The organism is Flexivirga lutea, from assembly GCF_054778955.1.
In genome coordinates this window covers 25,528-41,619 of the sequence record NZ_BAAGZB010000003.1, presented here as the reverse complement: position 1 = coordinate 41,619, position 16,092 = coordinate 25,528, and the positions used below count along the sequence as shown (strand labels likewise).

Here is a 16,092-nt window from a genome sequence, read left to right as displayed (position 1 = left end):
TGGCGGTCGTCGCGGCATACTTGAACGGTGTTCAAGGATATGTCGTTCATCGACCATCGTGTCACCGAAATCCTCGCAGGTGAGCAGGCGACGCCGCAGGACGCTCTCGCGGTGCTGTCGGCTCCGGACCCGGAGGTGCTGCAGTTGACCGCTTCGATCGCGCGGCTGCGGCGCGCGCACTTCGGCAACACGGTCAAGGTCAACTACCTGGTCAACCTCAAGTCCGGATTGTGTCCGGAGGACTGCCACTACTGCTCGCAGGCGCTCGGGTCGGACGCCGACATCCTGAAGTACAAGTGGCTGCAGACGGACGAGGCGATCGCCCAGGCCACCGCGGGCGTGCGCGGCGGCGCGACGCGGGTGTGCATGGTCAGCAGCGGGCGCGGGCCGACCAACCGTGACGTCGACCGGGTGTCGGCGATGGTGACCGCACTGAAGGACGAGCATCCCGATGTCGAGGTCTGCGCCTGCCTGGGCCTGCTCAAGGACGGCCAGGCCGAGAAGTTGCGCTCGGCCGGTGTCGATGCCTACAACCACAACATCAACACCGCTGAGTCGCACCACGATTCGATCGTAACGACCCACACGTACGCCGACCGTGTGGATACCGTCGAGCGTGCCAAGTCGGCCGGGCTGTCCCCGTGTTCCGGGCTCATCGCGGGACTCGGCGAGAGCGACGAGCAACTGGTCGAGGCGTTGTTCGCACTCCGTGAGATCGGCTCCGACTCAATCCCGGTGAACTTCCTGATGCCCTTCGACGGGACGCCGTTCGAGGACACCTGGGAACTCACGCCGCTGCGCTGCCTGAAGATCCTGGCCATGGCGCGCATGGTCTGCCCCGACAAGGAGATCCGCATCGCAGGCGGCCGCGAGATGCACCTGCGGTCACTGCAGGCGCAGGCCCTGCACCTGGCGAACTCGATCTTCCTGGGTGACTACCTGACCTCCGAGGGACAAGCCGCCAAGGATGACCTCGCGATGATCGAGGACAACGGCTTCGTGGTGTTGGGCAGTTCGAGCGAGTCGCGCGACGGCGAGGAACCAGCCGCGTATCGAGACCACGTCGCCGATCCGACGATCCGCCGCCGCGGCGCGGGGACCGAGCTGCAACCGAATGCGTGAGGTCGCCGCACTCGCCACCCGCCACGCCGGCGGGGACCTCGCCACGCGCGACCGCGGCCTGGTCTGGCACCCCTACGCACCGCTGAACGGCCCCGTGCCGTATGCCGTTTCGGGTGCCTCCGGAGTGCGGCTCTCGTTGGAGTGTCCGGACGGCGGCACCACCGAGGTCGTCGATGCGATGGCGTCCTGGTGGTGCGCGGTGCACGGTTACCGCCACCCGGTGTTGGACACGGCGGCACATCGGCAGATCGAGGACTTCAGCCATGTGATGTTCGGTGGGTTGACCCACGAGCCGGCGGTCGAGCTCGCGGAGCGACTGGTCGCGATGGCGCCGGGGCCGATGGCGCACGTCTTCTTCGCCGACTCCGGATCGGTGTCGGTGGAGGTCGCCCTGAAACTCGCGCTGCAGTATCAGGCAGCTACGGGTTCCCCTGGGCGGCAACGGTTTCTGACCATTCGCGGCGGCTACCACGGTGACACGTTCGCGGCGATGAGCGTGTGCGATCCGGTCGACGGCATGCACTCTGCCTTCCCGGGTGTGCTCGCATCGCACCTCTTCGCGCGCCGGCCGCCGCTGGCGCAGCTGGATGCCGATGGTCGCTGGACCACCGACGAGACGGCATTCGCGCAGTGGGTGGCGGACTTCCGGTCGCTCGCTGCGGAGCACGCACGGGAACTCGCGGCCATCGTGATGGAGCCCGTCCTGCAGGGTGCCGGCGGCATGTATCCCTACGACCCGCGATGTGTCCGGGTCATGCGCGAAGTGGCCGACGAGCACGGTCTGCTGCTGATCGCCGACGAGATCGCGACCGGGTTCGGCCGCACCGGAAGGCTTTTCGCGTGTGAATGGGCCGACGTGGCACCGGACGTCATGTGCGTCGGCAAGGCGCTGACGGGCGGCTACCTGTCGCTGGCGGCCGTGCTGATGTCGTCCCGGGTCGGTGCCGCCATCACCGAGTCGTCCTTCGGCGCGCTGCTGCACGGACCGACCTTCATGGCCAATCCACTGGCCTGCGAGGTGGCGTCGGCATCGCTGGACCTGTTGCGGGACTCCTGGTCGCAGAACGTATCTCGGGTCGACGCCGGGCTGCGGGCCGGGCTGTCGGCCGCGCTCGAGCTGGACTCGGTGGTCGGCGTGCGGACGGTGGGCGCGGTTGGCGTCATACAGCTGGACCGGCAGGTCGACGTCGCAGCCGTGACGGCCGCCGCCGTGCGACACGGCGTGTGGGTCAGGCCGTTCCGCGATCTGGTCTACACGATGCCGCCATACGTCTGCACCGACGAGGACGTCGCAATCATCTGTGCCGGGATGGTCGCCGCCGTGCGCGAGGTGCACGGATGACCTGGGATCAATGGCTCGCCGAACGCGCGGGACTGCGTCACGAGCGCGGTGTCGACCGCATCGATCCCGTGCTGCGCGACGACTCGATGATCGACCTCGCGTCGAACGACTACCTCGGCCTGGCTCGCGACGCACGCGTCGTCGAAGCAGCTGTGGCGGCGACCGAGCAGTATGGCGCCGGCGCGGGTGCTTCACGGCTCGTGACTGGCACCCTCCCGGTCCACCGCGAGCTCGAGTCCGCATTGTGCGAGTTGACCGAATGGCCCGCCGCACTTGCGTTTTCGAGCGGTTATGCCGCCAACCTGGGCGCCGTGACAGCACTGACCGGACGTGGTGCGCACATCCTGCTCGATGCACACGCGCACGCTTCGCTGCACGATGCGGCCCGCATGTCGCGGTCGCCATACGACGTCTTCGCGCACAACGACCCGGCTGATCTCGATGCGCGACTGCGTCGACTCGACGGTGCGCGCGTGCTCGTGGCGGTGGAGTCGATCTACTCCGTCCTCGGGGACGCCGCTCCGCTGGCTGAGCTGCATGCCGTCTGCCGACGCCACGACGCCTTGTTGCTCGTCGACGAGGCCCACGGGATCGGGGTCGCCGGCGACGGTGGCGGGCGGGTCCGAGCACTCGGGCTGGCGGGCACAGCCGACCTGGTGGTGACGGTCACGCTCTCCAAATCGCTTGGCGCGCAAGGCGGGGCCGTGCTTTCCGCGAGACCGATGCGGGATCATCTCGTCAACTCGGCACGATCCTTCATCTTCGACACCGGCCTCGCACCTGCGGCTGCCGGAGCCGCGACCGAGGCTGCGCGGATCATCGGGACCCGACCCGAGCTGGCGGAGGCCGTACACGTGCGCGCGGCGGTGATCGCCGAACAGTGCGGCATCGCACCCGCGGCCGGTGCGGTGCAGTCGGTGCCGATGCCAGGTCCGCTCGAGGCAGTCGCTGCACGGGAGGAGTTGCGTTCGGCCGGAGTGCTGGTCGGCTGCTTCCGGCCACCGAGCGTGCCGGACGGGGTCTCCCGCCTGCGGATCACGGCGCGAGCGGATCTGCCGCTGGACGTCGTCGAGTCGGCGGCGGCACAGGTGCGAGCTGCGTCCGCGCGGACCGAGCGGGTCACGACATGACCGCCCTCGTCGTCACCGGGACCGACACTGATGTGGGCAAAACCATTGCCACGGCCGCGATCTCGGCAGTGCACACTGCTGCTGGCCGGAGCGTGGCGGTGTACAAGCCGACCCAGACCGGCGTCACCGGCGGCGAACCCGGTGACGTCGCGAAGGTCGAACGTCTCACCGGTGTCCGTGGCGAGGACGGCGTGCGCTTGGTCGCCGCAATGGCACCGAGACCTGCCGCAGCGCTCGAGTCGGCCACACTCCCCCGCCTCGACGATCATCTGGGCCGGATCACCGAGCTGGAGCGCGCCTTCGACGTCGTGCTTGTCGAGGGCGCGGGGGGCCTGCTCGTGGAGCTGACCGAAGGCGGCGAGACGATCGCCGATCTCGCGATCGCGCTCGACGCACCCGTCGTGGTGGTGGTGCGGTCAGCGTTGGGCACCCTGAACCACACCGCGCTGACGCTGGAAGCGTTGCAGGCCAGGGGGAGTCAGCCGCTCGGCATTGTTCTGGGTTCCTGGCCGGTCGATCCCTCCGCGGTGGAACTCAGCAACCGAGAGGCCTTCGAGAGCGGTGCGGTGCCACTGTTGGGCGCCATACCGGCTGGAGCAGGCGGACTGCCACGCGACGAATTCGTGGCAGCCGCGCGTGGTTGGCTGCCGCTGGTCCCCCGCTAGTTCCGCCAGAGCCAGCGAAGCGCGTCCGGCAGGAGGACGCCGCCGTGGTTGCCGGCGTGCTCGCCTTCGCCGAGGACGAACCGGAAGTCGTATGCCGCCTCCGCGAGCGCCGCTGCGGTGCGGAGGTTTTCGGCGAGCCAGTTGTCCTCCGGCTCGTCCCAGCGGAGGTCTCGATGGCTCTCCTGCAGGAAGAGCCGCAATGGCTTGCGCGGTGTTGTCGCGAGCAGTCGCGGGTAGGGGTTGCCACCGGGGATCTGCGCGAAGCTGGAGACCAGGGCGATCACCTTCCGGAACACGTCCGGCCGGTGCCAGGCAGCGGTGATGGAGCAGTTGCCACCACTACTGCCGCCACAGAGTGCACGCGCGTCGGGGTCGTCCGTCGTCGGCGCAATCTCGTCCACCCGAGGCAGCACCTCCTCGAGCAGGAACGTGGCATATCGGACGTCGAACGCGTCGTACTCGGCATTGCGGTTCTTGCGCTTTCGAGCGTCGTCGGTGCCCGGGAATACGCCGGGCTCCACGAATACGCCGATCATCGGCGGTATGGCGCCGGCGTGGATCAGGTTGTCGAGCACGATGGCGCCCCGCACGTCGGCGTCCGGATCCAGGTACCACCAACCGTCCTGAAAGACGATCACCGGCAGCGGATCACCGGAGGCGTCATGCGGCGAGTGCACCCAGACCGTGCGCTCGGTGCCCGGATAGATCCGGCTGTCCTCGAGGGTGAATTCGGTCGTCACCCCAGGCGGGACGTCGTCCCGCCGCTCCGAGTCCGGCCCGTGCTCGTAGAGCACATCGGACTGATCGATCGGCAATGGCGTGTACGGGAGCCGGGTCGACATGTCGCTCAGCCTATTGCGCTCCGTCGGCCGCGCTCGGCTGTCGGTGCCGTCACCTACCGTCCACTCATGGCAACCGCTGAGACATTGCTACGAGACCTGTGCGACCGGATCGACGCTTGTGCCTGGGACACCCTGGGCGAGCTGCTCCATCCGGACTTCGTCTGCCGATATGCGCACACCGGGGAGACGCTCGGCGGGCCCGAGTGGGTGCGGCTCAACGCCGAGTATCCGGGATTTCAACGCCTTGAGGTCCTCGACGCCGTGGCTTCCGGGGATCGTGCGGTTGCACGTGCGCTCATCGTCGGCGGACCGGACGGCGCGGACCAGGAGTTCCAGGTCGCGAGCTTCGTCACCGAGCGGGACGGGTTGATCGCCGAGCTCACCGAGGTCTGGACCGATGTCGGCCAGGTCGCTCCGGAGGGCACCCGCCCGGAGTAGAAAGGAGCACGTGCTGAGCGACGACACGGCGGAGCGGCTGCTCGGCGGGTTCGGGCTGACGCCGCAGGTGCTCGCCATCGAGGAGGTCGGGCGCGCCTGGTCCAACCGCGTGTGGTCCGTGCGCACCGCCGGCGGCCACTACGCGGTGAAGGAGATGCTCAACCCGTGGGGCGATCCGTCGTGGCGCGAGTGGCTCGACGAGGCGATCCGTTTCGAACGGCGGGCGGTCAAGGCCGGTGTGCGTTCCCCGCGCCCAATCGCGAGCCCGGCCGGCGAGGTTCTGCTCGACGTCGACGGGCGGACCTTCCGTGCGCACCAGTGGATCGGGCACGCCCGGCCGTGCCCGCCCGGACCGGTCCGGAAGTCCGTCGCGTGCGCCGTCGCCCGTGACTTGGCGACGATGCACGCCCTGCACGTCGTGCCGACGCGCGAGGACGTCTTCCCGACGCCGACGACTGCGACGTGCGACGGCTGGCCGGATCTGGTCGCGGAGTTGCGGCGACGCGGTTCGCCATACGCCGAGGACGCGGAGCGGGTCGCTCCCGAGATCGCGACCGTCCGGGCGTGGTTCACCCGCCGTCCTGGTGGCCGCCGGGTGATGTCACACGGTGATGTCGATCCGAAGAACCTCCTGCTGCTGGCGGACGGCTGCCCCGTGTTGGTGGACTGGGACGTTGCGGCGCCGTGGTTGCCGGCCGAAGAAGCGATGCGCACCGCCATGTCGCTGGCGAACTGGACCGATCCGGCGATCGCCCGGACGTTCCTGTCCACCTACTTCCGCGCGGGCGGCGAACACTTCGAACCCCACGCCGCCCTGCTGGCGCACGATCTGCGCATCAGCATCGACTGGCTCGACCGTTGCCTGCGCATCGCCTCAGGTCTGCTGTCCGCCGGTCCGCGCCGGACGACGGAGGCATCGGAGCAGGCGGCGGCCGAGTTGCACAATCTCCCCGCGCGTGTCCGAATTGCGGCAGATCTGCCTCATTGGTCAACAAAGCCTCACGCAACGCGTCAGTCCCATACGTTTGGTGCGTGACTCTCAGCTCCCTGCACGGTGTAGACGTCGTTCTCGTTCGTGAGGTAGCTCCCGAACTACACTCTGCTGCCGTGCAATTGGTTGCTGAACTCTCCTCCTCGGCGCCATCGCTGCGGTATGACGCACTCGAGGCCCTCGTCGCGCACGACGCCATCGATCTCTTCGTGGCGACGCGGGACGACGATGCCATCGGCATGCTGACGCTGGCGACATTTCCGATCCCCACCGGGGTCCGGTCCTGGGTCGAGGATGTCGTCGTCGCCTCCGCGGCCCGCGGCTCCGGGGCAGGCAAGGCGCTCTTGGACGCGGCAGTCAACCGGGCACGAGAGTTGGGCGCGCGCACCGTCGACCTGACCTCCAGGCCCAGCCGAGAAGCCGCAAACCGGCTCTACCAACGCGCCGGCTTCGAACTGCGCGACACCAACGTCTACCGCCTGCAGCTCTGACACCCTCCCATCGGGATCGATCAGCTTCCGCACGGTGCGCCGTACGGTGAACCCATGAGCCACTGGAGCAGCAGCGACGACCGGGTCATGGCACTACCGTCCGGACGACTGATCCGTGGCCGTGGACTGAGCGCGCACCCGGAGCTTTCGCCGGATCCTGAGTTCGGCCTCTACCTGCTCGCGACCCCCGTGAGCGGTGTGCCCTGGGAGCACACGTGGGTCGAGTGGACGGATTTCGGGCTGCCGATCGATCCGATGGCTGCACGCCGGGCGCTGGCCGCGGCGTGGCAACGAGCGGCACGCGAGCGCGTCGAGATCGCATGCCTGGGCGGATTGGGCCGCACGGGAACGGCACTCGCCTGTCTCGCAGTGCTCGATGGCCTGCCGGCCGATACGGCGATCACTCTCGTCCGCACCCGGTATGACGCGCGCGCCATCGAAACGGCCGAACAGGTCGACTACGTCACGGAATTCGCGGAGCAATCCTCCGGCACTCGACCCGCGAGCGACGCGCGAGCAGTCCGGGTCGGCGCCTACGCCGTGTGCGTCCGCGACGGCTACATCCTGCTAACGCACCAGCTGTCGCCCGGCCCAGCACAAGGGAAGTGGACATTGCCCGGTGGTGGCGTCGACTTCGGCGAGGACCCGGCGGACGCCGCTTTCCGCGAATGCCGCGAGGAGACCGGTCTCACACCGACGATCGGCCGGCCGCTGGGGGTGCACTCCTCCACGGTCGACGCCTTCGGCGAGTTGTGGCACAGCGTGCGGCTCCTCTATGCGGCGTCGTTCCCCGACGGACGCCCCGAACCCACCAGCCCGCAGGACGGCGAGATCGACAGAGTCGGCTGGTTCCCGACCGACCGTTTACCGGAGCCGGTCACCGATTGGGTGACGCTCGCGGTGCGCTCGGTCGCCTGAACCGGTCAGCCGTGTGCGGCCGTTCTCCGCGGCAGCACGTGCAGCACCGCGACCACGATCGCGCCGACCACCGCTCCCAGCACGGCCGAAAAGAAGGTGTTCACAACCCATCCGAACGTCGAACCCAGCGCACCGGTGGCGTCGTGGACGGCGTTCTCCAGGTGGTGCACCAGACCGTATGGCGCGTGCCACCCCAGCTCGTCGAAACCGTTCAGCAGGATGTGACCGCCGACCCAGAGCATGGCCACGATGCCGACGGTGGACAGCGCCGCCATCACCTTCGGCATCCCCATCACCATGCCGCGGCCGATCGCCTCTCGGACGCCCGTCGCTCCGTCCGCCAGCGCCAACCCGATGTCGTCCATCTTCACGATGAGCGCCACGACGCCGTACACGAGGGCCGTGATGACCAGAGCGACGACGATCAAGATGATCGTCCGCGCGACGAACGGCTCGTGGTCGACCTCGTTGAGGGCGATGACCATGATCTCGGCGGACAAGATCAGGTCGGTGCGAATGGCACCCGCGACGACCTTCCGCTCGTCCTTGGGCTCGCCGTCCGACTCCTCATGGTGGCCGGCGAGCGCCTCCCAGATCTTCTCCGCGCCCTCGAACGACAGATAGGTGCCGCCCACCATCAGGATCGGGGTCAGCGCCCACTCCGCGAACTGACTGAGGATCAACGCAATAGGCAGGATGAGCAACAGCTTGTTGCGCAGTGAGCCGACGGCGATCTTCTTGATGATCGGCAGCTCCCGATGTGCCGAGAGCCCCTCGACATACCGCGGCGTCACGGCGGTGTCGTCGACGACCACACCGACCGCCTTCGCACTCGCCTTGCCGGTGGCCGCACCCACGTCGTCCAGTGACGCCGCAGCGAGTTTCGCGAGGGCCGCGACGTCGTCGAGCAGCGCTACCAGTCCACCTGCCATGCGCAGAGTCTATGCAGCAGACGCTCAGCAGCCGGTCGGTGTCAGTCGAACTCGAGTCCCAGCAGCGCGTTCTCGACGACCTCCGCGAGGGCCGGGTGGATCCAGTATTGTCCACGGGCGACATCGGGGGCCGGCTGACCGAAACTCATCGCCTGGATGATCGGCTGGATCAGTGAGCTCGACATCGGGCCCATCACGTGGGCGCCCACGATCAGCTGGGTCCGGCGGTCGGCGATCACCTTGAAGATGCTGGTGGTGTCCTCCATCGCCCAGCCGTATGCCGTGTCGCCGTACTGCTGCACCTTGACGGTCACGTCGATGCCGGCGGCCCGCGCCGCGGCCTCGGTCATACCGACCGACGCCAGCTGCGGGTGCGTGAACACGGCCGAGGGCACGAACCGGTGGTCGAACGCCTGCAGATCCTGCGGGTGCACCAGGTTGTGCGCGACGACCCGCGCCTCGTGATTGGCCACGTGCTTCAGCTGGTATGCCGAACTCACGTCACCGAGCGACCACACCCCCTCGGCACTGGTGCGGCCGAACTCGTCGACCCGCACCCGGCCGTCCGAATGCGTCGCAACACCAGCCCTTTCCAGCCCGAGGCGTTCGACGTTCGGGCGGCGCCCGGTGGCGACGAGGAGGAGCCCACCACTGATCAGCTCGCCGGAGTCCAGCTCGAGCACGACCTCGCCCTCTGCCTCCTTGACCCCGACCACCTGCGCACCCAGATGCACGTCCCACTGCCGGACCGCCAGCGCGGTGAAGGCCTTGCTGATCTCCTCGTCCTCCTTGCGCAGCAGCTGCGGTCCGCGGTTGACGATGTGCACCTGGACCCCCAGCGCGCTGAAGACGTGCGCGAACTCGGCGGCAATGAAGCCACCGCCGAGGATCACCATCGACGCCGGCAGCTCGTCGATGCGCATGATCGTGTCACTGGTGTGGAACGGCACGCCCGCCTGCGAAACCACCTCGGGCACAAAGGAATGCGCGCCCGTGGCGATCACGATCTGGTCGGCGGTGACGGTCTCGACCCGGTCCCGGACCTGCACCCGCAGTTCGCGCGGGCCCACGAACTCCGCGTGCCCCTCGTAGGCGGTGGTGTTCGCGCCGTTCTCGCGGTAGGCGCGGCCGCCGGCCTCGATGGGGTCGATCCGGCCGAAGACACGGTCCCGGATGTCGCGCCAGCGCACTCCGTCCAGTGTCGCGTCCACGCCGTACGTCGCGGATCCGCGGACGGCGTCGGCCACCTCGGCGGCATACACGAACATCTTGGTGGGGATGCAGCCGACGTTGAGGCAGGTGCCGCCGAAGAGGCCCTCTTCGATGACAGCGACACGCTTGTCGTCGAAGTCGGGCGTCACGAGGGAGTTGCCGGAGCCGGTGCCGATGATGGCCAGGTCGAAATGTGTCACCAGGAAAGGGTATGTCGGGCGTGCTCTCGACACGCGCCTCCCCCGCGGCGCCCCTCCGGCGCCCCGGACCGACGCGTGCTCACAATGCGAGAAGCGCGTTCACACTTCGGACAGACAGGGGCAGGCTGGCGGAATGGCCGAGAGCACCCACTGGCGACGCAATCTCGTTGTCTGCGTGGGCGGTTCGTTCACCACCATCGTCGCGATGACGATGCTCATCCCCTACCTGCCGATCTTCGTCGAGCAACTGGGCGTGCACGAACGCGCCGCGGTGCTGCGCTGGTCCGGCATCGCCTACAGCGCGACCTTCTTCGCGGCCGCGCTCACCGCGCCGCTGTGGGGTGCGCTCGGTGACCGCTACGGCCGCAAGTCGATGTTGATCCGCGCGAGCCTGGGCATGGCGGTCGTGATGTCCTGCATCGGTCTGGCACAGAACGTCTGGCAGCTCGTCGGACTGCGACTGCTCACCGGCCTGCTCGGGGGTTACTCCTCCGGGTCGACGATCCTGGTCGCGGCCCAGACCCCGAAGGAGCGCAGCGCCTGGGCACTGGGCGTGCTCTCCGGCGGCGTCATGGCGGGAAACATCGCCGGACCGCTGATCGGCGGCTTCGCCCCGGCTCTCATCGGTGTGCGCACGACCTTCCTGCTGGCCGGCGCCCTCATCTTCCTGGCCTTCCTGGCGACCACGACCTTGCTGCACGAGGAGCGGGCGACCGCCTCGGCGCGGCAGCCGCAGCACCGGCCGGTGTGGTCCGAGCTGCCGCATCGCGGCACGGTGTTGGTGCTGCTGCTCACCTCTTCGTCGGCCAACTGTCCGGCACCGACCATGCGTCCTTCGCGGCAGGCGTCATCATGGCGCTCGGTGCCGCGGGCAGCATCGCCTCGGCACCCCGGTTGGGCCGGCTCGGCGACCGGATCGGCCATCTCGGCGTCGTCACCGGCTGTCTGGGCGTCGCCGGACTGGCGTTGCTCGCTCAGGCGGCCGCCCCGAACGTCGCCGTCTTGGCGATCCTGCGTCTGCTGATGGGTATGGCGCTCGGCGGGCTGATGCCCGCCCTCACCGCGGCGATCCGGCACCGGGTGCCGGACGCGGTCGTCGGGCGGGTCCTCGGGGTGTCGGTGTCCGCGCAGTACGCCGGGCAGGTGACCGGGCCGTTGATGGGCGGGTATGTCGGCGCGCACCTCGGGCTTCGTCCGGTCTTCGTGATCACGGCGATCGTGCTGCTCGCCGTGGCCGCGGCCGATTTCGTGCTGCTGCGACGCAGCCCGGCGCGCAGCGGCACCAGCTACTGACCGGAGGTGCGGTCGCGCAGGTCGGCCACGTGCGGTGAGACGGCCGGGTCGACGCCGAGCCCGAGCGCGAGGTAGGTCGCCGCGAAGTCGGTCAGCGCCATCAGTTCGGCCAACCGGACCACCGGATGTCCGGCGGCTGCGGTGGACTCGATGACCTTGGCACCCGCCGCCCGAGCGGTGCCGAGCACCGCATCGGTGAGGGCCTCGGCCGCGTCGCTGTCCGGAGTCGGCGGCCGGACCGGCGCATCTCTCAGCATCATCAGGCCGAGCTTCGGCTGCGCCGGCGCGTCGAGGAACGGGTCGGCGAAGATGTCGGCCTGCCGGCCGGTGTTGGCTCCTGCTCCGCCGCCGGCGGTGAAGGGCCCGTCGAAACAGGCAACGACCTGCGACGCCGCGTCCGGCAGCTCACCCCACGTCGCGGGGATACGCGCGGTCTGCGCCAGCATGGCCGCCGAGCGGCGTGCCGCCACGCCGGCGAGCGCACCGTCGCCCAGCACGACCGGAACCGTCTCGGCCAGTTGCACGGCCACCAGCTTGGCCGGATTGACGAACGACTCCGACGACGGACGGCACGCGTCCGCCTGCTCGTCCAGCCGAGCCGCCACCTCGCCGAGGACGTGCTGCGGCACGTCGATCAGGCCCAGCCCCTCACCGGCCATCAGCACCGGGGTCAGCAGCGACCAGAGCGAGGTCCGCGACGACGCGCGCCCGCGTCCGACGCCGATGTGCACGCCGCGCGCACGATGGCTGATCTCCGACAGCGGCGAGTCCTCGGCACCGACGGTCAACAGGGCGGCGCCTCGGCGCGCCGCCTCGCGGGCGACCGCGACCGGTCCGTCCGCACGTCCGGACAGCGACACGGCGATGACCAGGTCCAGCGGGCCGACCCAGCCCGGCAGGGGCAAATTGCGCCGCACCGTGACCGGCACCGGCGAGGATGGTTCCGCGAGCATCTCCAGCACGTCCGCGACGACGGCGCTGCCGCCGAGTGCCGCCACCACGACCGAGCGGGGCCGCTCCCCGTAGGCGACCCGGTCGATGCCACCCTCGGTGGAGAGCGTCACCGCCTCGCGGACCTGGGCGCCGGCGGTCGCCAGCGCGCGCAGCGTCTCCCGAGTGTCCCGGCGAGCCAACTCGTCGGGATCGTCGAGACCGGACTCGTCCAGGTAGGGCATCAGCTTCCGTGTCGGCGCGTCAGACGGTGAACACGCGGGACTCGTCGGCCAGCAGCACCGGCACACCGCCGTCGATGCGATAGCCACGCCGCTGACCGGGCCCACCGCAGTCGGCCGCACACTGCAGCTCCGCAGCACCGTCCGGGCCTGTGGCGTCGATCAGCTCGTGCAGACCGACCGGGCACCGCAGGATCTCCCGCAACCAGGGTTCGATCGTCGTGCTGCTCATGGGTTCTCCTCACGAATCTGCTGCAGGGCGCCGTCGCGCACGCGTTCCATCGTCGCACGGTCGGCCGCTTCGACATTGAGCCGCAGCAACGGCTCGGTGTTGCTGGCGCGGACATTGAGCCACCACATGGGCTCGCCGCGGTGGGTGATCGTCAGACCGTCGAGCGTGTCCTGCTCGACCTCGCCCAGCCGCTGGGCCCAGTCGCGCACCCGCTCGGTCGCGGCGGCACCGTCGCTCACCCGGGAGTTGATCTCGCCCGAGGCGGCATACCGGCTGTATGACGCCGCCAGCTCCGACAGCGGCCGGTCCTGCTCCCCGAGCGCGGCCAGCACGTGCAGTGCGGCGAGCATCCCGGTGTCGGCGTACCAGAAGTCCCGGAAATAGTAGTGCGCAGAGTGCTCACCACCGAAAATCGCCTGGTGCGAGGCCATCTCGGCCTTGATGAAGGAGTGCCCGACGCGGGTCCGCACCGGGACCCCGCCCTGCTCGGCGATGATCTCCGCGACCGCGCGCGACGAGATCAGGTTGTGCACCACCGGCACGCCGGCGCCTGCCTTGGCGATCTCGCGCGTCGCGACCAACGCCGTCACCGCGGACGGGCTGACCGGCTCGCCGCGTTCGTCCACGACGAAGCAGCGGTCGGCGTCCCCGTCGAAGGCGAGCCCGATGTCGGCGCCCTGCTCCACGACAGCTCGTTGCAGGTCTCGCAGGTTCTCCGGCTCCAGCGGGTTGGCCTCGTGATGGGGGAAGGTGCCGTCCAGCTCGAAGTAGAGCGGCACCACCTGCAGCGGCAGCTCCGGCAGACCGGCGCCGGTGCCGAGCACGGCGGGAACGGTGTGGCCGCCCATGCCGTTGCCCGCGTCGACGACCACCGTCAAGGGACGGACCTGCGACAGATCGACCAGGCCGCGCAGGAAGGCTGCATAGTCGCCGAGCAGATCGCGTCCGGTGACCGTGCCCTCCGCCGCCGCGCCGGCCGCAGCGGCCGGCTCGTCCAGACGGCGCTGGGCGAGTTCGGTGATCTCGGCCAGCCCGGTCTCGCGGCTGACCGGGCGCGCCCCGGAGCGACACAGCTTGATGCCGTTGTACTGGGCGGGGTTGTGGCTCGCGGTGAACATCGCGCCGGGCAGGTCCAGCGCCCCGCTGGCGTAGTAGAGGCCATCGGTGGAACACAGGCCGACCTGGACCACGTCGAGACCGGCCGATGCGGCGCCACGAGCGAAGGACCCGGCCAGCTCGGGCGAGCTGGGCCGCATGTCGTGGCCCACCACGATCGCCGGGGCGCCGTCCGGGATCGCGACGACCTGGGCGAAGGCCGCCCCGATCGCGGCCGCCACATCGGAGTTCAGCTGATCGGGCACGAGGCCGCGGACGTCATACGCCTTGCAGAAGTCGGCGAGTCGGGGCGAGGTCACAGGTCGGGAGCCTACCGGGGCGACTGCATGCCGGGCAGGACGGTCAGCACCGGCCGTCCGCCGGCCGCCGGCGGCTGTTCCCGCACCGGCGGCGGTGCCGCAGCGGCACGCACGGCGTCCGCCAGCGCGAGCAGGTCGTCCGGTGTCGGCTCCGGCTCGGTCAGGTCGATCGCCAGCCGCACGACGTCCCACCCGCGCGGGGCGGTCATCCGGGTCGTGTGGTCGGCGCACAGGTCGTAGGTGTGCGGCTCCGCGTAGGTCGCCAGCGGACCGAGCACGACCGTCTGGTCGGCGTGCACATAGGTGAGGGTGGCGACGGCGGCACCCTTGCAGGCGGTGCGGGAACACAGGCGCTTCACTCTCGGACCAGTCACGATGCTCGACTCTAGGACACCGCAGCGCTGCCGCCCGTCCGGCACGCCGCGTGCTGGGTGAATCCCGTTGTGCTGACTAGAGTCGGGCGTATGAGTGACCGACACGGCCGAGGGTTCCGGGGGCCGCTGGCGTGGCCGCCGGTGCCGGCGATGCGCAGCCGGTCGGCGCAGTTCGACGAACTCGTGCTCGACGGCGTCGAGAGCCTGGAGCGGCGGCTGCAGCGCAGCCTGGCCGGCATCGAGTTCGCCGTCGAGGACGTGCCCTCGACCGACCCGCCGCCCTGGGAGTCCGACCTGGCTCTCGGCCGCGCCTACCCCGAGCAGCGTGGCCGGTCGGCCCGGGTGGTGCTCTACCGGCGCCCGATCGAGTCGCGCGCGACCGAGGACGCGGACCTGACCGACCTGGTGTGGGACGTCCTGGCCGAACAGGTCGCGCACATCCTCGGCATACATCCCGACGATCTGGAGGACTGATGGCACGGGCCACCGACCCACCCCCGTTGATCCCGGGCCTGCCGGGTGTCACCCGCCGCCCGGTGCTGGTCACCGGCGGCACCGGCACCATCGGCACGCAGGCGGTCCGGGAGCTGCTCCGGTCCGGGGTGCCGGCGACGGTGCTGACCCGGGTGCCGGGCCGCGCCACCACCGGCGCGCACGAGATCGAGGGTGACCTGGCGACGGGGTCCGGGCTCGCCGCGGCCGTCGACGGCGTGCACGCCGTCATCCACTGCGCGAGCAATGCCGCGCAGAGCGAGCAGGTCGACGTCGACGGCACCGCCCGGCTGTGTGCCGCGCTCGCCGAGCACAACCCCACCGCACGGCTGGTCCACCTGTCGATCATCGGCTGCTGGGACAACCCGCTGCCCTACTATCGTGCCAAGGCGGCCGCGGAGACTGCGGTCACCGCATCCGGGCGTCCGCACGTGATCGTGCGTGCGACGCAGATCCACGAGCTGGTCCACCGGTTGGTGGCCAGCCAGTTCGCCGGTTTCGGCGTCGGCATGCGTGGCCTGCGTTTCGCACCGGTCGACGCCCGTTGGCTGGCAACACAATTGGTCGATCTCGCGCTCGACGAGGCGCTGGCGCCGACACCGCCGATGGAGTATGCCGGGCCGGAGCTGCTGTCCGCTCGCGAGCTGGCCGTGCTGACCGCGCACGTGGCGGGGCGCAGGGCGCCCCGGTTGCTGCGACTTCCCGCCGTCGGCGGCACCATGCGCCGCTTCGCCGAAGGATCCAACCTGCCGGGGCCGCAGGCGATCCGCGGCGGAGCGACCTACGCACAGTGGCTGGCCGAGCGCCGAGCCTGACGGCGGGAAGGTGCGG

Annotated in this window: 18 protein-coding genes and 1 pseudogene; 12 read left to right on the top strand and 7 right to left on the bottom strand. The window is 69.9% G+C overall.

The features are described from left to right. Positions 1–39 precede the first annotated feature (39 nt). Genes bioB through bioD form a run of 4 tightly spaced genes read left to right on the top strand, consistent with a single transcriptional unit; the run spans position 40 to position 4,259 of the window. Positions 40–1,122, top strand: coding sequence for a biotin synthase BioB (gene bioB, locus ACYVBN_RS12885; protein WP_460601168.1), 1,083 nt, complete (start codon positions 40–42; stop codon positions 1,120–1,122). After that, positions 1,115–2,464, top strand: a complete 1,350-nt coding sequence (bioA, locus tag ACYVBN_RS12880) for an aspartate aminotransferase family protein (protein ID WP_460600885.1) — start codon at positions 1,115–1,117, stop codon at positions 2,462–2,464. Before bioB ends, bioA begins: the two co-directional genes overlap by 8 nt. After that, positions 2,461–3,594, top strand: coding sequence for an 8-amino-7-oxononanoate synthase (locus tag ACYVBN_RS12875; protein ID WP_460600884.1), 1,134 nt, complete (start codon positions 2,461–2,463; stop codon positions 3,592–3,594). Before bioA ends, ACYVBN_RS12875 begins: the two co-directional genes overlap by 4 nt. Beyond that, positions 3,591–4,259: an ATP-dependent dethiobiotin synthetase BioD gene (gene bioD, locus ACYVBN_RS12870; RefSeq protein WP_460600883.1), complete on the top strand. Its 669-nt coding sequence runs from the start codon at positions 3,591–3,593 to the stop codon at positions 4,257–4,259. Before ACYVBN_RS12875 ends, bioD begins: the two co-directional genes overlap by 4 nt. Here bioD and ACYVBN_RS12865 read toward each other — a convergent pair. After that, positions 4,256–5,101, bottom strand: coding sequence for an alpha/beta hydrolase (locus ACYVBN_RS12865; protein WP_460600882.1), 846 nt, complete (start codon positions 5,099–5,101; stop codon positions 4,256–4,258). The genes bioD and ACYVBN_RS12865 overlap by 4 nt on opposite strands. Positions 5,102–5,167: 66 nt before the next feature. On the opposite strand from ACYVBN_RS12865, the gene ACYVBN_RS12860 reads away from it, so the two are divergent. The 4 genes from ACYVBN_RS12860 (at position 5,168) to ACYVBN_RS12845 (ending at position 7,939) form a co-directional block, all read left to right on the top strand. Next, positions 5,168–5,539: a nuclear transport factor 2 family protein gene (locus tag ACYVBN_RS12860; protein WP_460600881.1), complete on the top strand. Its 372-nt coding sequence runs from the start codon at positions 5,168–5,170 to the stop codon at positions 5,537–5,539. Between the two features lie 10 nt (positions 5,540–5,549). Continuing rightward, complete coding sequence (locus tag ACYVBN_RS12855; protein WP_460600880.1) at positions 5,550–6,575, top strand: aminoglycoside phosphotransferase/kinase family protein; 1,026 nt, start codon at positions 5,550–5,552, stop codon at positions 6,573–6,575. 71 nt (positions 6,576–6,646) lie between these two features. Beyond that, a complete protein-coding gene (locus tag ACYVBN_RS12850) occupies positions 6,647–7,021 on the top strand; it encodes a GNAT family N-acetyltransferase (RefSeq protein WP_460600879.1) in 375 nt (124 codons plus the stop codon). Between the two features lie 54 nt (positions 7,022–7,075). Continuing rightward, a complete protein-coding gene (locus ACYVBN_RS12845; RefSeq protein WP_460600878.1) occupies positions 7,076–7,939 on the top strand; it encodes an NUDIX domain-containing protein in 864 nt (287 codons plus the stop codon). Between the two features lie 5 nt (positions 7,940–7,944). Here ACYVBN_RS12845 and ACYVBN_RS12840 read toward each other — a convergent pair whose 3' ends face one another. Together ACYVBN_RS12840 and ACYVBN_RS12835 are read right to left on the bottom strand one after the other, a co-directional pair. Then, complete coding sequence (locus ACYVBN_RS12840) at positions 7,945–8,871, bottom strand: DUF808 domain-containing protein (protein WP_460600877.1); 927 nt, start codon at positions 8,869–8,871, stop codon at positions 7,945–7,947. A 41-nt stretch (positions 8,872–8,912) separates the two neighbouring features. Further along, entirely contained in the window at positions 8,913–10,283 is a 1,371-nt protein-coding gene (locus ACYVBN_RS12835) for a mycothione reductase (protein ID WP_440283933.1), read from the bottom strand. Between ACYVBN_RS12835 and ACYVBN_RS12830 the strand changes: the two are divergent. Further along, positions 10,195–11,070: pseudogene (locus ACYVBN_RS12830) on the top strand (MFS transporter); the annotation flags it as partial. The gene ACYVBN_RS12835 and the pseudogene ACYVBN_RS12830 sit on opposite strands and share 89 nt — an antisense overlap. Before the next feature lie 65 nt (positions 11,071–11,135). Continuing rightward, positions 11,136–11,576 (top strand): MFS transporter, encoded by a 441-nt coding sequence (locus tag ACYVBN_RS12825; protein WP_460600876.1) that lies wholly within the window; start codon positions 11,136–11,138, stop codon positions 11,574–11,576. Here ACYVBN_RS12825 and ACYVBN_RS12820 read toward each other — a convergent pair. From ACYVBN_RS12820 to ACYVBN_RS12805, 4 genes are read right to left on the bottom strand one after another with little or no spacing between them, the layout of a single operon-like run. Then, entirely contained in the window at positions 11,570–12,751 is a 1,182-nt protein-coding gene (locus ACYVBN_RS12820; protein WP_460600875.1) for an SIS domain-containing protein, read from the bottom strand. The genes ACYVBN_RS12825 and ACYVBN_RS12820 overlap by 7 nt on opposite strands. Positions 12,752–12,770: 19 nt before the next feature. After that, complete coding sequence (locus tag ACYVBN_RS12815; RefSeq protein WP_440283936.1) at positions 12,771–12,980, bottom strand: Trm112 family protein; 210 nt, start codon at positions 12,978–12,980, stop codon at positions 12,771–12,773. Then, positions 12,977–14,395, bottom strand: a complete 1,419-nt coding sequence (locus ACYVBN_RS12810; RefSeq protein WP_460600874.1) for a phosphomannomutase/phosphoglucomutase — start codon at positions 14,393–14,395, stop codon at positions 12,977–12,979. Before ACYVBN_RS12810 ends, ACYVBN_RS12815 begins: the two co-directional genes overlap by 4 nt. A gap of 11 nt (positions 14,396–14,406) precedes the next feature. Then, positions 14,407–14,769, bottom strand: coding sequence for a DUF3499 domain-containing protein (locus ACYVBN_RS12805; RefSeq protein WP_440283938.1), 363 nt, complete (start codon positions 14,767–14,769; stop codon positions 14,407–14,409). Between the two features lie 90 nt (positions 14,770–14,859). On the opposite strand from ACYVBN_RS12805, the gene ACYVBN_RS12800 reads away from it, so the two are divergent. Continuing rightward, complete coding sequence (locus tag ACYVBN_RS12800; protein WP_440283939.1) at positions 14,860–15,243, top strand: metallopeptidase family protein; 384 nt, start codon at positions 14,860–14,862, stop codon at positions 15,241–15,243. Then, a complete protein-coding gene (locus tag ACYVBN_RS12795; protein WP_460600873.1) occupies positions 15,243–16,076 on the top strand; it encodes an SDR family oxidoreductase in 834 nt (277 codons plus the stop codon). The genes ACYVBN_RS12800 and ACYVBN_RS12795 overlap by 1 nt, the downstream gene beginning before the upstream one ends. Positions 16,077–16,092 lie beyond the last annotated feature (16 nt).

Coding starts and splice junctions, on each gene's coding strand:
- bioB (WP_460601168.1), top strand. CDS start 40: ATGTCGTTCATCGACCATCGTGTCACCGAAATCCTCGCAGGTGAGCAG.
- bioA (WP_460600885.1), top strand. CDS start 1,115: ATGCGTGAGGTCGCCGCACTCGCCACCCGCCACGCCGGCGGGGACCTC.
- ACYVBN_RS12875 (WP_460600884.1), top strand. CDS start 2,461: ATGACCTGGGATCAATGGCTCGCCGAACGCGCGGGACTGCGTCACGAG.
- bioD (WP_460600883.1), top strand. CDS start 3,591: ATGACCGCCCTCGTCGTCACCGGGACCGACACTGATGTGGGCAAAACC.
- ACYVBN_RS12865 (WP_460600882.1), bottom strand. CDS start 5,101: ATGTCGACCCGGCTCCCGTACACGCCATTGCCGATCGATCAGTCCGAT.
- ACYVBN_RS12860 (WP_460600881.1), top strand. CDS start 5,168: ATGGCAACCGCTGAGACATTGCTACGAGACCTGTGCGACCGGATCGAC.
- ACYVBN_RS12845 (WP_460600878.1), top strand. CDS start 7,076: ATGAGCCACTGGAGCAGCAGCGACGACCGGGTCATGGCACTACCGTCC.
- ACYVBN_RS12840 (WP_460600877.1), bottom strand. CDS start 8,871: ATGGCAGGTGGACTGGTAGCGCTGCTCGACGACGTCGCGGCCCTCGCG.
- ACYVBN_RS12825 (WP_460600876.1), top strand. CDS start 11,136: ATGGCGCTCGGTGCCGCGGGCAGCATCGCCTCGGCACCCCGGTTGGGC.
- ACYVBN_RS12820 (WP_460600875.1), bottom strand. CDS start 12,751: ATGCCCTACCTGGACGAGTCCGGTCTCGACGATCCCGACGAGTTGGCT.
- ACYVBN_RS12815 (WP_440283936.1), bottom strand. CDS start 12,980: ATGAGCAGCACGACGATCGAACCCTGGTTGCGGGAGATCCTGCGGTGC.
- ACYVBN_RS12800 (WP_440283939.1), top strand. CDS start 14,860: ATGAGTGACCGACACGGCCGAGGGTTCCGGGGGCCGCTGGCGTGGCCG.
- ACYVBN_RS12795 (WP_460600873.1), top strand. CDS start 15,243: ATGGCACGGGCCACCGACCCACCCCCGTTGATCCCGGGCCTGCCGGGT.